Below are 13,959 nucleotides of genomic sequence, written 5' to 3'. Positions count from 1 at the left end.
TCATCGGTCCGCGCCGGGGCCGAGGATCTCCGTCAGGTCGTACGTCACCGGCTCCTCCAGCTGCGCGTAGGTGCAGCTCTCCGCCGTGCGGTCCGGGCGCCAGCGCCGGAAACGGGCCGTGTGGCGGAAGCGCACCCCGTTCTCCATGTGGTCGTAGGCCACCTCGGCGACCTGCTCGGGGCGCAGCGGCACCCAGGAGAAGTCCTTCTTCGAGGACCAGCGGCTCGGCGCGCCCGGCAGCCGTGCCGTCTCGTGCGCCGTCTCGTCGGACCAGGCGGCCCACGGGTGCTCCGCGACGTCCTCCAGCCGCAGCGGCTCCAGCTCCCGCACCAGCTCCGCGCGCCGCTTCATCGGAAAGGCGGCACACACGCCGACGTGCTGGAGCGTGCCCCCGTCGTCGTAGAGACCCAGCAGCAGTGAGCCGACCACCGGCCCGCTCTTGTGGAGGCGGTACCCGGCGACCACCACGTCCGCCGTCCGCTCGTGCTTGATCTTGAACATGGCCCGCTCGTCCTGCCGGTAGTGCAGGGTCAGCGGCTTGGCGATCACCCCGTCCAGGCCCGCGCCCTCGTACTGCTCGAACCACTGCTCGGCCAGCTCGCGGTCCGTCGTCGCCGGCGCGAGATGGACCGGCGCGGTCACCCGGGACAGGGCCAGCTCCAGCAGGGCGCGCCGATCGGTCAGCGGGACGTCGAGCAGCGACTCGTCGTTCAGCGCGAGCATGTCGAAGGCGACGAAGGAGGCCGGGGTCGTCCCCGCGAGCATCCGGACGCGGGAGTCCGCGGGGTGGATGCGCTCGGTGAGCGCGTCGAAGTCCAGTCGCCCGTCCCGGACGATCACGACCTCGCCGTCCAGCACACAGCGCTCCGGCAACCGCTCCCGCAGGGCCGCCACCAGCTCGGGGAAGTACCTGGTCAGCGTCTTCCCGGTGCGGCTGCCGATCTCCACCTCGGGCCCGTCGCGGAACACGATCGCCCGGAACCCGTCCCACTTCGCCTCGTAGTGCATGTCCGGCGGGATCTTCGCCACGGACTTGGCGAGCATCGGTTTCACGGGCGGCATCACCGGAAGATCCATGCCTCCGATTCTGCGACCGTGATTCCGCCACCGCGCGGCGAGCTCCGTCCGGTATGCGGCATTTCGCCGTTCCGCCTACCGTGGCTCGCATGGGTGAAGCGGTGGAACTGGAGGCGGCGGGGCGGACGGTCCGGCTGTCCAGCCCCGACAGGATCTTCTTCCCGGAGCGCGGCTTCACCAAGCTGGACCTCGCCCGGTACTACATCGCCGTCGGTCCCGGCATCTTGCGGGCCCTGCGCGACCGGCCCACCACCCTGGAGCGCTACCCGGAGGGCGTGACGGGCGAGAACTTCTTCCAGAAGCGCGCCCCCAAGAACATGCCCGACTGGATCCCCACCGCGCACATCACCTTCCCCAGCGGCCGCAGCGCGGACGAGATGTGCCCCACCGAGGTCGCCGCCGTCGTCTGGGCCGCCCAGTTCGGCACGCTCACCTTCCACCCGTGGCCCGTCCGCCGCGACGACGTCGACCGGCCCGACGAACTCCGCATCGACCTCGACCCGCAGCCCGGCACCGACTACGCCGACGCGGTGCGCGCCGCGCACGAACTGCGCGAGGTCCTCCACGAGTACGGCGGCCTGCGCGGCTGGCCCAAGACCTCCGGCGGCCGTGGCCTGCACGTCTTCGTGCCGATCCGGCCCGACTGGACCTTCACCCAGGTACGCCGGTCGGCCATCGCCGTCGCCCGTGAACTGGAGCGGCGGATGCCGGAGCAGGTGACCACGGCCTGGTGGAAGGAGGAACGCGGCGCGAAGATCTTCGTCGACTACAACCAGACCGCCCGCGACCGCACCATCGCCTCCGCCTACTCCGTACGACCCCGCCCGCACGCCCCCGTCTCCGCGCCCCTCACCTGGGACGAGGTGGGAGTCGCCGTGCCGCGCGACTTCGACCTGGGGACCATGCCGGGGCGTTTCGCCGAGGTCGGCGACGTCCACGCGGACATGGACGAGCACGCGTTCTCCCTGGAGGCGCTGCTGGAGCTGGCGGCGCGGGACGAACACGACCACGGGCTGGGGGACCTGCCGTATCCGCCGGAGTACCCGAAGATGCCGGGGGAGCCGAAGCGGGTCCAGCCGAGCAGGGCGAAGAAGACATGACGGTGGCCCGCGCCCCGTGCGGGGCGCGGGCCACCGGGGTTCCCTACAGTTCCTTGATCCGGATGTCCCGGTAGGAGACGACATCCGTCGTGCCGTGCACCTGGAGCCCGATGTAGCCGGAGGCGAACCGCCGCCCGTCCGTGCCCGGGTCGTCCGAGCGGGGCGGGGTGAAGTCCTGGCCGCCGATGTTGTCGAACTCGTTGATCAGGACGCCGTTGCGGTAGACCGAGTAGTGCTGGTCGACCACCCTGATCTCGTAGTCGTTCCAGGTGCCCTTCTGGGTGACGCCCGCCCCGGCGAGCCCCACCCGGTCGAAGCCGTAGACCGACCCCGTCTTGTACATGTCGCCGTCGGGCCGGTCGAGGACCTGCACCTCATGGCCGTACTTGATGGCCACCCACTCCGGCCGCGACTCCTCCGGATGGTCGTGGGCCGAGGGGAAGCGCACGAACACACCGGAGTTGGCGTTCGACGTGCCGGGCGCGTCGTCACGCCACTGCAGGCGCAGCGAGAAGTCGCCGTACTTCCGCTCGGGGAACCACAGCATGCCGAGCCCCGCCCTCGTCGTCCCGGAGGTGATCGAGCCGTCGGTGTTCAGCCCGAACGAACCGCCGCCCACCTGCTGCCACTTGGCGAACGACTCGGCCGTGCCGTCCAGGATCGTGCGGTAGCCCTCCGTCTGGCCGGGCCTGCCGATGCCGGACTCCTCCGCCGCGTCCTGCACGGCCGTGTACTCGCGCAGGTCGACGACCCCTTCCCGGAACAGCTTGTCGAGGACGGTGTCCACGTGCTTCAGGAACAGCGCGTGGGACGTCCACTCCTTCTCGTCCTCGATCAACTCGTTGATCCGGCACCGGTTGTTCGTGACCCGGTTCGGCACCCCCGAGTCGACCGTGCCGACGAAGACCGTCAACCTCTCGTCGTACTCGGCGCAGTTGGGCGCGGGAACCCCACCGCCCGCCACGACGGTGAAGCTGACCGAGCGCGCGGCGGCCGTGTTGCCCGCCTTGTCGCTCGCCCGGTACGCGACCGTGTGGGTGCCCGCCCGGTCGACCACCACGGGTGCGGTGTAGGCGAGATAGGGGCCGCCGTCCAGCGAGTACTCGACGGTGGCGACGCCCGAGCCGCCGTGGTCCGTGGCGCTGACGGTGACCTCGGCGCTCTTCAGGTACGCGCCGGCGGAGTTCCGTTCGCCCTCGACGGTCACGCCCGTCACCGGCGGCGTGGTGTCGTCGACGGGCGGGGCGACGACGGTGAAGCCGACGCTCTTCTCGGCGGCGACGTTGCCCGCCTTGTCCGTGGCCCGGTACCGCACCTTGTGCGTGCCGACCTCGTGCACCATCACGGGCGCCGTGTACGTCTGCCAGGCCCCCGAGTCGCCGAGGGCGTACTCGATGGTGTTGACCCCCGACCCGGTGTCCGACGCGGTGACGGTGACCGTCGCCATGGCCACGTAGTCGCCCTGGGGGTTCTTCTCGCCGGCCACCGTCGCCGAGGTCTCCGGCGCGGTCGTGTCGTCGGTCGGCGGGGCGACGACGGTGAACCCGACGCTCTTCTCGGCCGCCGTGTTGCCCGCCCTGTCGACCGCGCGGTAGCGGACCTTGTGCGTGCCGACCTGGTCGACCACCACGGGGGTGGTGTACGGAAGCCAGGCGCCGGCGTCACCGACGGCGTACTCGATCCGCTCGACACCCGAGCCGCCCGGGTCGCTCGCGCTCACCGCCACGGACGCCGAACCGACGTACGCGCCCTCGCTGTTCTGGGTCCCTGTGACCTTCGCCGAGGTCTCCGGCGCGGTGGTGTCCTCGCCCGTGCCCTCGGTCACCACGAGGATGCCCTGCATCTGGCCGTGCCCGGGGATCGTGCAGTAGTAGCGGTAGCGGCCGGGGGTGAGCGTGACCTCGGCGGTGTGCCGGCCGCCCTGGTCGTCGCCGGGGTTGGCCAGGATGTTGAGCGGCACGTCGTTGTTGTACTCCGGGTCGGAGACGTCGAACGTCAACGTGTGCGGCATCCCCATGGTGTTGCCGGTCGCCTTGCTGTTCTCGAACACCAGGGTGGCCGGACCCGCCACCGCGGTCTGCGGCGCGGTCAGGTACTTGGTGATGTCGTCACCGGCGGTCCAGGTCAGCACCTGGGCGGCGGCCTTCTCCCGCGCCCCGTCCGTACGGCCGGAGGCGGGCGTCGACGTGAGCCCGAGGACCATCAGCAGGGCCGCCAGCAGGGCCGCCCACAAACGTCTTTCCCGCATCACTCCGCCTTCCTCGCCAGCTCGTCGGCCGCCGGGGTCGGGCCGCCGCCCGTGTAGGTGACGCGCCACAACGCCGACTTGGCGTCCGAGGTGAAGAAGCCGCGTCCGTAGTCGAGGACGTACAGCGCGCCGTCCGGACCGAACTTCCAGTCCATGAGGTTCCTGATGCCGTCGGCCCCGACCGGCACGATCTTCTTCAGGGACTCCGCGTGGACCGGCAGTCCGCCGTTGCCCTGGTTCTTCGGGTCCATGACCACCGCGTGGCGCGGCTGGTCGGCGTCGTAGAAGTCGCCGACGAACCACTTGCCGTCCCAGTAGGCCGGCCAGCGGCCGGAGTCGTCGCCGGACGCGGCGTACCGGTAGACCGGCCCGTTCATGGTCGCCTGACCGCCGCCCTTGAGCCACGGCAGCAGATACGTGGCCTCCTCGTTCTTGTACGAGGGGATGCCGCTCGCGTCCCGGGGGAAGTCGGGGGCGCCGCCCTGCGGTGAGTACCAGATGTTGTTGCCGGTCACCGGGGGCAGGTTGACGAGCCCGTCGTTGTTCGGGGACTCGTTCTTCGGGTGGTCGCAGTCGTACCAGCCGAGCGGCTTCGAGGGGTCCGGCAGGTTGCGGTCCCGGTAGGGCTGCTTGTTGCCCATGCAGTACGGCCAACCCCGGTTGCCCGCCTCGGTGATGGCGGCGAAGGTGTCGTACTTGGCCGGGCCCCAGGTCGTGGAGGGTGTCGAGGCGTCCGGGCCGACCCAGCCGGCGTAGAGGACGTCGGTCTGCCGGTCGACGAAGATGCGGGCGGGGTTCCTGACCCCCATCACATAGATCTCGCCGCGGGTCTTGCCGCCGCCCTCGGCGGTCTCCTTGCCGGTGAAGAGGTTCCCCGGGGGCAGGGTGTAGGTGCCGTCCGGCTCCGGGTGGATGCGGAGGATCTTGCCGTTGAGGTTGTTGGTGTTGCCGGCGGTGCGGCGCGCGTCGGCGAAGGAGACGCCCTTGTAGTTCGGTTCGGGGTTGTTGCCCGAGTAACCGGCGCTGAAGCCGCTGGAGTTGTTGTCGCCGGTCGCGATGTACAGGTTGCCCTTCGAGTCCCAGGTCATCCCGCCGCCCGCGTGACAGCAACTGTGGATCTGCACCGGCCACGTGAGCAGTACCTTCTCGCTGCTCAGGTCGAGTTTGTTGCTCGCGAGGTCGAGGGTGAAGCGCGAGACGCGGCGCTCGGCCATTCGGGTGTCACGGTCGATCCGCGAGTGCGGCGTGTAGTGCAGGTACACCCAGCCGTTCTGCTGGAAGCCGGGGTCCAACTCGAGCCCCAGCAGGCCCTCTTCGACCTTGATCAGCTCGTCGCCGCCGCCCTTGTTGCCGAAGACGGTGAGGGCGCCCGCGAGCGTGACCTTCTTCGTCCTCGGGTCGTAGACGTGGACCTCGCCCTTGCCCTTGCCGATGTCGGGGTTGTTCCAGTCGGTGACGACGGGCTGGGAGGAGTCCGCGCCGCCCCGGCCGATGTACAGCACCCGTCCGTCGGGTGCGGTGACCAGGCCGTGCGGTTCACCGATCTGGTCGTTCTGCCCCGGCTGGTTGGGCTGGGTCAGCCGCTCCGCCTTGTAGTTGGCGGTGATCGTCGCCTTGCAGTCGGCCCGGACCAGGCGGGACGTCCACAGCAGGGCGCCGCGCAGATGGGTACGGAAATCGGCCTCGTCGTACGCGGAAGCGGTCCCGCCCATGCCTGTGTAGAAGGAGCGGCCGCCGTCGTAGTCTCGACACCAACTCACCGGATGGTCCCAGCCGCCCGCGCCGCCACCAGGCTGGTACGTCGATTCGCGCACCCGGGCCACGGTGTGCACGGAACCCGATGGGTTCTTCGTCCAGTTGAGCCACTTGTCGGGCCGCTTCCACTGCACCGGCAGGTCCTTGGTGGCCGGGTGCCGCCGGTCACCGACCTCGACCGTCGCCCGCTGCACGGTCGTCGGGCTGGACGCGGCCGGCCGGGCGCCGATCAGACCGGTGAACCAGTCGGAGTACGGTTCGGCGCGGGCCGCGTCGTGGACGCCCACGAAACCGCCGCCCGCCTCCATATAGGTTTCGAGTCCCGCCTCCTGCTCGGGATCCAGGACGTCACCACCGCCGGTCAGGAAGACGACGGCGTTGAAGCCGCTCAGGCGGGTCTCGTCGGTGAAGACGGAGGCGTCGTCGGTGGCCACGACCCCGAACCGCTCGGCGGCCGGGCCGGACAGCCCGATCCGTTCGATCGCCTCGATCCCGGCGTTCACGACGGGGGACTCGTCCCCGGCCGCCGCGGAGCCGTGGAAGATCAGCACCTGCGGGCCGGAGCCGCCCGGCGGCGACTTGATCGACATCGTTGTCAGCGGTGGTTCCGGCGCCGGTCGCGCCTGGGCCGCGGGGCCCGACAGAAGTCCCGCGGTGACGACCGAGGCGGTCAGGGTGGCCGCCCAGGCCCGTCTCTTCGCGTCGCTCAACCCTCGTAAGTACATGGGCACCTCCTCGGTCACAGCAACAGCGCCAAGGAAGCTAGCCCTCTTCGGCGCGACTCGCCAAGGGCTATGACCGGAATGGTCCGAACTTTGTCCTGGGTGTGGATAAACCGTCGCGCGGCCGCTACCGTCTCACAGGTTGATCACAGATGCGTCTCCGCAAGATCCTTATCAGCGTGGGGAGTTCCGCATGGACGGGATGGACAGACGAGGGTTCAACCGGCGGATGCTGCTGGGTGGCGCGGCCGCCGCGACATCGTTGTCCGTGGCCATCGAGACCGTCGGCACCTCCGGGGCCGCGAGCGCCGCCACGCAGGCGAGGACGGCCCCGGCGGGCGGCGAGGTCCGGCACCTCAAGATGTACGCCGAGAAGCTGCCCGACGGGCAGATGGGCTACGGCTTCGAGAAGGGCAAGGCCTCGATACCGGGCCCACTGATCGAGCTCAACGAGGGCGACACCGTGCACATCGAGTTCGAGAACACGATGGACGTGGCGGCGAGCCTCCACGTCCACGGCCTGGACTACGAGATCTCCAGCGACGGCACCAGACTGAGCCGGAGCGACGTCGAACCCGGAGGCACCCGCACCTACACCTGGCGCACCCACGCCCCCGGCCTCCGCAAGGACGGCACCTGGCGTGCGGGCAGCGCCGGTTACTGGCACTACCACGACCATGTCGTCGGCACCGAACACGGCACGGTCGGCGTCCGCAAGGGTCTCTACGGTCCCGTCATCGTCCGCCGCAAGGGCGACGTGCTGCCCGACAAGACCGTCACCGTCGTCTTCAACGACCTGCTGATCAACAACAAGCCCGCGCACTCGGGCCCCAACTTCGACGCGACCGTGGGCGACCGGGTCGAGTTCGTCGTCATCACGCACGGCGAGTACTACCACACCTTCCACCTGCACGGTCACCGCTGGGCCGACAATCGCACCGGCATGCTGACCGGCCCCGACGACCCCAGTCAGGTCGTCGACAACAAGATCGTCGGCCCCGCCGACTCCTTCGGCTTCCAGGTCGTCGCGGGCGAAGGGGTGGGAGCGGGCGCCTGGATGTACCACTGCCATGTCCAGAGCCACTCCGACATGGGCATGGTGGGCCTGTTCCTGGTGCGCAGGACGGACGGGACGATCCCGGGGTACGAGCCGCACGAGCCCCACACCACCAAGGGGTCCGGGGCGTCCCACGCTCACTGAGCGTCAGGGAGGGGAAGACGGTCCGGTCCGCGCCCGCACGGCCGTGTCCCGCCGCCCGACGACCTCGGCCACCTCGTCGATCGCGGTACGGAGCAGGCCGCCGTGAACGTCCCGGCCGGGCTCCGGGGAGCGCTCTCGGAGGGCTCTCCGCCAGGGCTATCCTGAGCGGAGCCGCCCCCGAGGAGTGTTCCGCAGTGACCGAGACAGCGTCGCGTCCCACGTTGGAGGCCGTGGCCGCGCGGGCCGGGGTGTCCAGGGCGACGGTGTCGCGGGTCGTCAACGGGGGCGAGGGCGTTCGGGAGCCCCTGGTCGAGCGGGTGCGGAAAGCGGTCGAGGAACTCGGGTACGTGCCCAACCAGGCGGCCCGCAGCCTCGTCACCCGGCGGCACGACGCCGTGGCCGTGGTGATCGCCGAGCCGGAGACCAGGGTCTTCGCCGACCCCTTCTTCGCCCTGCAACTGCGCGGCATCAGCAAGGAGCTGACCGCGCACGACTCACAGCTCGTGCTGCTGCTCACCGAAGGACCCGAGGACTACGCCCGGGTGGGACGGTATCTGGCCGGCGGACACGTCGACGGGGCACTCGTGTTCTCGCTGCACCTCGACGATCCGCTGCCCGCGCTGATCCAGGGCGCGGGCGTACCCACCGTGTTCGGCGGCCGTCCCGGCTGGGCCGACGGCATGCGCGGCGACGCGACCACCGTGTACGTCGACAGCGACAACCGGGGCGGCGCGCGGGACGCCGTGCGCCATCTCGTCGGCCTCGGCCGCACCCGGATCGCCCACATCACCGGGCCCCTCGACCAGACCTCCGCCGTGGACCGGCTCGACGGGTTCCGGGACGTCATGGTGGACGCCGACCCCCGGCTGATCGTGGAGGGCGACTTCACCCCGGCGGGCGGGGAGCGGGCGATGCGGGAACTGCTCGGCCGCTGCCCCGAGTTGGACGCGGTGTTCGCCGCCAACGACGTGTCCGCGTCCGGCGCGCTGCGGGTGCTGCGGGAACTCGGGCGACGGGTTCCCGAGGACGTCGCCGTGGTGGGCTTCGACGACATGCTGCCGGTGGCCGAGCAGTCCGACCCTCCGTTGACGACGGTCCGTCAGGACATAGAGGAGATGGGGCGTCTGATGGCCCGGCTCCTGCTCCGGGGCCTCGAACGGCGAGCCCCCGGCGAGCAGGGCGATCAGGGCCTGGCGGGCACGCCGTCCAGGGTGGTCCTGCCGACCACCCTGGTACGACGCGCCTCCGCCTAGCGGCCGAGCGCTCAGGCGCCCACCGTCACCGTGAACCGGCGCGGATTGCCGTCGTGGGCCGCGCCCGACACGTCGGGCTGCCCGTCGGGCCGCACGTCGTCGTACGGAAAGGCGTACCCGATGGGCGAGTTGGCGTGCACCACGCGTGACCAGTGGTTCGTCACCGTCCCCCGGTAGTAGTCGGCCGCCGTCGCGCCGTTCGGCTGGGTGGGGTGGGTGAGCATGATCGAGCGGTTGAAGCCGGCCGCGAGACGGGCGAGGAGGGCCTTCTTGTCGTCGGGGTCACCGGGGTTGTTGGTGAACGGTCCGTGGTTGCAGGTGAAGATGTCCTTCGAGGTGGGCTTCGCGAAGGAGTGGCCGCCGGCGAAGGTGAGGGTGTCGCCCGAGACCCGCCCCGCCAGGACGCCCCGACCGCCCTGGAGGTCGATCCTCAGGTCCGTCGACCGGTACTTGGCCCACACCTGGTCGATGTAGGAGGCCCAGTAGGCGCGGAACGGCATCTGGTCCGGCCGGTCGAAGTACGGCGCCATCAGGTTCTGCGGTGAGATGACCCGCAGCACCCTGCCGTCACCGCCCCGGATGACGAGCCGGTCCCAGGGCTGACCGTCCCGCGCCGACTGCGCCACCAGATCCGCGGCGATCCGGTCCACCGCCCCGTTGGGCAGCGGGGCGACCGTGTGCGTGCCGTCGCCTTCCAGGGTCAGCCCGATCGGCAGGGCCGTCACCAGGTCGACATAGCTGATGTTGGCGAAGAGTTGGGTGGTGTTGAACGTGAACTCGCAGAACGACCACGTCTTGCCGTAGTTGGCGTCGGCGGGTGTCGCGAAGGCGGGCTCGACCAGCGCGGGGCCCGGGTTGAGGAAGAACTCCAGGGTGCTGTCCCGTACGAAGTAGACGCGCGCGCCGAACATCTGGGGAAGCGTCAGCACCTTGGGTGCCGAGCCCGCCGCGCCGAGCGGGATCGCACAGTCGACGGGCAGGGGCGTCTGGGGTGCCGAGGGCGAGGTCGGCCGGTAGACGCTCCCGTCGGCCCGCAGCAGCACCCAGGCGCCCGTCGACTGCTCGTGACCGGTGACGTACGCCCGGACCGTACCCGGCAACGAGGCGTTGCGGAGGGCGAGTTGACAGGTCGCGGGCGCAGCGTGGGCGGGAGCGCCGAGGGCACCTCCGACGGCGGTGGCGCCGACCGCGGCAGCGGTCGTGGACAGGAACGTACGGCGGGAGATCACGATGGCCTCCTGGGACGTGGGGGAGTGGAGGCACAGCGGACGGGGCCCCTGCTGTGGTTCCCCCACTGTTCCCAGGGGAAGTTGAGCCGTCAAGACTTATGACTGAGAGCGCTCTCAAGAAGGCGGGTGGGTTCATGAGGTGACGACAAGTCGAACGGTGTTCGGGGCCCCTGTGCCGAGGATGGTGAGGACGCCGAGGGCGCTAACCCTGCGGCTGTTCGCTCCTGATCACCGCGAACCGGGCCCCGTACGGGTCGGTGAGCTTGGCGAAGCGCCCCGCCCCCGGGAGGTCGGTGGCGGGCAGCCGGACACCCCCGCCGCGCTCCAGCGCCCTGCTCACCGCCGCGTCCGTGTCCGGGACCTCGAAGTACGGCAGCCAGTACGGTCCGGACCCCGCCTCGCTCGGGTCCTCGTCGAGCGGCACGATGCCGGCGAACATCGACTCCGGCTCGGTGCCCGCCGGGTTCACACAGGTGTAGCTGCCGCCGGCGATGTCGATCGCGGAGGTCTCCCAGCCGAACACGGAGTTGAAGAACCCGGCCGCCGCGGGCAGATCCGGCGTGTACAGCTCCAGCCAGCACAGCGCGCCCGGGTCCATGACGACATCCAGCCCGGTGATGCGCTGGGGCTGCCACACACCGAAGGGCACCCCCGCCCGGTCGGCGAGGATCGCCATCCGGCCCTCGTCCGCCACGTCCATGGGCCGCATCAGCACGGAGCCGTGGGCCTGTTCGACCGCCTTGGCCGTGGCGTCGGCGTCCGGGGTCCGGAAGTAGATGTTCCAGGACGGCGGGCCCTGCTCCGGCGGGTTCTGCATACCGGCGGCGGCGGTACGGCCGTCGAGCCGGAAGAACCCGTACCCGCCCATCTCGGGGCCGGCCGACTCGAACTGCCAGCCGAAGAGGTGCCGGTAGAAGGAAGCTGCGCCCTCGATGTCGGGGGTGCCGAGGTCGATCCAGTTCGGGGCGCCGGTGACAGAGCGGGTGGTGAGCATGGCTGCGCTCCTCTGAAGAGGTCCGAGGGGTCCGTTGCCGCACTGCCGAGTCTGGCACCGCCCACGCGTGACCGCCCGCGCATCGGCCGGACGCGCCGCGGAAAGAGATGCGCGCCCCTCCCGTGCGCCGCCGTGTGTCACCCCGGTGGACGAGGGGACCATGGAGGCCGGGAGCATCGTGTTGATGGCACGTTGATCGAACGTTTTTCGGTGCCCGGCACGATGCCGTGCATGCACAACGACACGATCACCCCGATCGACCGTGCCTGGCAGGAGCGGGCGCTGTGTGCGCAGACGGGGGCAGACTTCTTCTTTCCCGAGCCCGGCAGCTCGGTGCGTGAGGCGAAGCGCATCTGCGGCATGTGCGAGATGCGTACCGCATGTCTCGAGTACGCGCTGTCCAACGACGAACGGTTCGGCGTCTGGGGCGGACTCTCCGAGAAGGAGAGACTGCGGCTCCGGCGCAGCGACAACGGCTGACCGGGCCTGTGGCGCACAGGTCCCACGGTGGCGAACACCCCGGCTCCGCAGGCATGTTCGGTGTCGGATCGGTCGGATCGTCGGCCCTCCGGTCCGGTCGTAAATCGGTGGGCGGCTGCCGGAGCAGGCGCATAGGATCCGGGGACGCGGTCCGGACGTAGCGCAGAGGCAGGCGCACCGCCTTGTCAGGGCGGAAACGCCGGTTCGAATCCGGTCGTCCGGACCGCTCTCCACGGTGGCGCACCGCGCGCCCGACGCATGGCGTTTGCTGCTCCGAAGGCCGCGTGGGCCGGCGGAGCAGCCGCGACATGGCACGGGACACACGGGGGCGGGGCACTCATGAGCGACGACGGCGGCATCACCGACGACGGCTGCGTCACCGAGGACGGCTGCGTCACCGAGGACGGCTGCGTCACCGAGGACGGCGGCATCACCGAGGACGAACTGGCGGCCTTCCACCGTACGGTCGGCCGGCTGCGGGCGCTGCCCGTCGACGACCCCGTGCGGCTACGGGCCGAGCGGGTCGCCGCGTCCTTCGCGCGCGACGGTTGGAAGCGGCGCCGTAAAGCGCTCAGCGCCCGGAAGTCCGCCGCGGACGCCGCCGTGATGGCCGCGACAGCCACCGGAGCCCTGGACCGGCGCGAGGACGCCCCGCTGCCGGAGCGGGCGGCGGGCGGTGGGGGAGTCCTTCTGAAGTCGCGTCACTGCTATGTCTGCAAGACGTCCTATCGACACGTCGACCCGTTCTACCACCGGCTGTGCCCGGACTGCGCCGCCGAGAACACCGCCCGCCGCGCCCTCGGCACCGATCTGAGCGGGCGCCGCGCTGTGCTCACCGGCGGCCGGGTGAAGATCGGCTTCCAGCTGGCGCTGATGATGCTGCGCGACGGCGCCGAACTGCTCGTCACCAGCCGCTTCCCGCACGACACCGTGCGCCGCTTCCGCGCCGAGCCCGGCAGCGCGAAGTGGCTCGACCGGCTGACCGTCGTCGCCGTGGACCTGCGGGACCCGCGCCAAGTACTGGGCCTGTGCGAGCAGTTGAGGCAGGAGGGCGAGCCGCTCGACATCCTGGTCAACAACGCGGCCCAGACGGTACGGCGGCCGCCGGAGTCGTACGCGCTGCTGGCCGCCGGGGAGTACGACGCCCTGCCCGAAGGGGCGCGGCAGGCACCGGGGTTCACGCCGATGCGGATGCTGAGGGCCGGGGCCGCCACCCTGCCCGTCGTATTGCGCGAGGCCGACGAGGCCGGGCTGCTGCCCGACCCCGCCCCGGAGAACTCCTGGTCGGCGCGGCTGGGGGAGCTCGACCCCGCGGAGGTCCTGGAGACCCAGCTGGTCAACTCCCTCGCCCCGGCGCTCCTCTGCGACCGCCTGCTGCCGCTGCTGCTCGCTTCTCCACGCCCCCGCCGTTACGTGGTCAACGTGACCGCCGTCGAGGGCCGTTTCGCCGTGCGCAACAAGACGGCCGGGCATCCGCACACCAACATGGCCAAGGCCGCCCTCAACATGCTCACCCGCACCAGCGCCGCTGAACTGGCGGACCAGGGCGTCCACATGTGCGCCGTCGACACCGGGTGGATCACCGACGAGAACCCCGCCCCCAAGAAACACCGCATGGCCGGCGCCGGCTTCCGCACCCCGCTCGACATCGTCGACGGCGCGGCCCGTGTCTACGACCCGATCGTGCGCGGCGAGGCGGGCGACCCGGTCTCGGGAGTGTTCCTCAAGGACTATCGGGAGGCGGAGTGGTGAGGGAACTGGCTAGGCTCGCGTCCAAGGGCGGGGCGTAGCGCAGAGGCAGGCGCGCCGGTCTCCAAAACCGGAACACGCTGGTTCGAATCCAGCCGCCCCGCCCCCCTGCGCCGCATGCCCCCCGCGCCGCGCAACACTCGCGGCGCGC

The 13,959-nt window shown here is 70.8% G+C and carries 10 protein-coding genes and 2 tRNA genes; 7 read left to right on the top strand and 5 right to left on the bottom strand.

Annotated features, from left to right (window positions below; all coding sequences use genetic code 11):
• Positions 1 to 1,077: an ATP-dependent DNA ligase gene (locus tag RM704_RS19060; protein ID WP_033529623.1), complete on the bottom strand. Its 1,077-nt coding sequence runs from the start codon at positions 1,075 to 1,077 to the stop codon at positions 1 to 3.
• 89 nt (positions 1,078 to 1,166) lie between these two features.
• Between RM704_RS19060 and ligD the strand changes: the two genes are divergently transcribed.
• The gene (ligD, locus tag RM704_RS19055) at positions 1,167 to 2,177 is read left to right on the top strand and encodes a non-homologous end-joining DNA ligase (RefSeq protein ID WP_033529622.1); all 1,011 of its coding nucleotides are present in this window, start codon (positions 1,167 to 1,169) and stop codon (positions 2,175 to 2,177) included.
• A gap of 43 nt (positions 2,178 to 2,220) precedes the next feature.
• On the opposite strand, the gene RM704_RS19050 is transcribed toward ligD, so the two are convergent.
• Positions 2,221 to 4,425, bottom strand: a complete 2,205-nt coding sequence (locus tag RM704_RS19050) for an OmpL47-type beta-barrel domain-containing protein (protein WP_192829757.1) — start codon at positions 4,423 to 4,425, stop codon at positions 2,221 to 2,223.
• On the bottom strand, positions 4,425 to 6,905 hold the full coding sequence (locus RM704_RS19045) for a ThuA domain-containing protein (RefSeq protein ID WP_192829756.1): 2,481 nt from the start codon (positions 6,903 to 6,905) through the stop codon (positions 4,425 to 4,427). The genes RM704_RS19050 and RM704_RS19045 overlap by 1 nt, the downstream gene beginning before the upstream one ends.
• Before the next feature lie 190 nt (positions 6,906 to 7,095).
• Between RM704_RS19045 and RM704_RS19040 the strand changes: the two genes are divergently transcribed.
• Both RM704_RS19040 and RM704_RS19035 read left to right on the top strand, forming a co-directional pair.
• On the top strand, positions 7,096 to 8,103 hold the full coding sequence (locus tag RM704_RS19040; protein WP_033529619.1) for a multicopper oxidase domain-containing protein: 1,008 nt from the start codon (positions 7,096 to 7,098) through the stop codon (positions 8,101 to 8,103).
• A gap of 194 nt (positions 8,104 to 8,297) precedes the next feature.
• Positions 8,298 to 9,356, top strand: a complete 1,059-nt coding sequence (locus RM704_RS19035; protein ID WP_033529618.1) for a LacI family DNA-binding transcriptional regulator — start codon at positions 8,298 to 8,300, stop codon at positions 9,354 to 9,356.
• Between the two features lie 11 nt (positions 9,357 to 9,367).
• On the opposite strand, the gene RM704_RS19030 is transcribed toward RM704_RS19035, so the two are convergent.
• Together RM704_RS19030 and RM704_RS19025 are read right to left on the bottom strand one after the other, a co-directional pair.
• Positions 9,368 to 10,585 carry a glycoside hydrolase family 64 protein gene (locus tag RM704_RS19030; protein WP_033529617.1) on the bottom strand — a complete coding sequence of 406 codons (1,218 nt, stop codon included), beginning with the start codon at positions 10,583 to 10,585 and terminating at the stop codon, positions 9,368 to 9,370.
• A 202-nt stretch (positions 10,586 to 10,787) separates the two neighbouring features.
• A complete protein-coding gene (locus RM704_RS19025; protein ID WP_033529616.1) occupies positions 10,788 to 11,579 on the bottom strand; it encodes a VOC family protein in 792 nt (263 codons plus the stop codon).
• Positions 11,580 to 11,810: 231 nt separating this feature from the next.
• Here RM704_RS19025 and RM704_RS19020 point away from each other — a divergent pair, with 231 nt between their 5' ends.
• The 4 genes from RM704_RS19020 (at position 11,811) to RM704_RS19005 (ending at position 13,912) form a co-directional block, all read left to right on the top strand.
• Positions 11,811 to 12,059: a WhiB family transcriptional regulator gene (locus RM704_RS19020; RefSeq protein ID WP_052146248.1), complete on the top strand. Its 249-nt coding sequence runs from the start codon at positions 11,811 to 11,813 to the stop codon at positions 12,057 to 12,059.
• A gap of 151 nt (positions 12,060 to 12,210) precedes the next feature.
• Positions 12,211 to 12,282: transfer RNA gene (locus tag RM704_RS19015), tRNA-Asp, on the top strand.
• Between the two features lie 116 nt (positions 12,283 to 12,398).
• A complete protein-coding gene (locus RM704_RS19010) occupies positions 12,399 to 13,811 on the top strand; it encodes an SDR family NAD(P)-dependent oxidoreductase (protein WP_311590880.1) in 1,413 nt (470 codons plus the stop codon).
• 28 nt (positions 13,812 to 13,839) lie between these two features.
• Positions 13,840 to 13,912 (top strand) — tRNA-Trp (locus tag RM704_RS19005).
• Positions 13,913 to 13,959 lie beyond the last annotated feature (47 nt).

The organism is Streptomyces gottesmaniae (assembly GCF_031845845.1).
GTDB lineage: Bacteria > Actinomycetota > Actinomycetes > Streptomycetales > Streptomycetaceae > Streptomyces > Streptomyces akebiae.
This window is presented reverse-complemented; position numbering and strand designations above follow the sequence as displayed.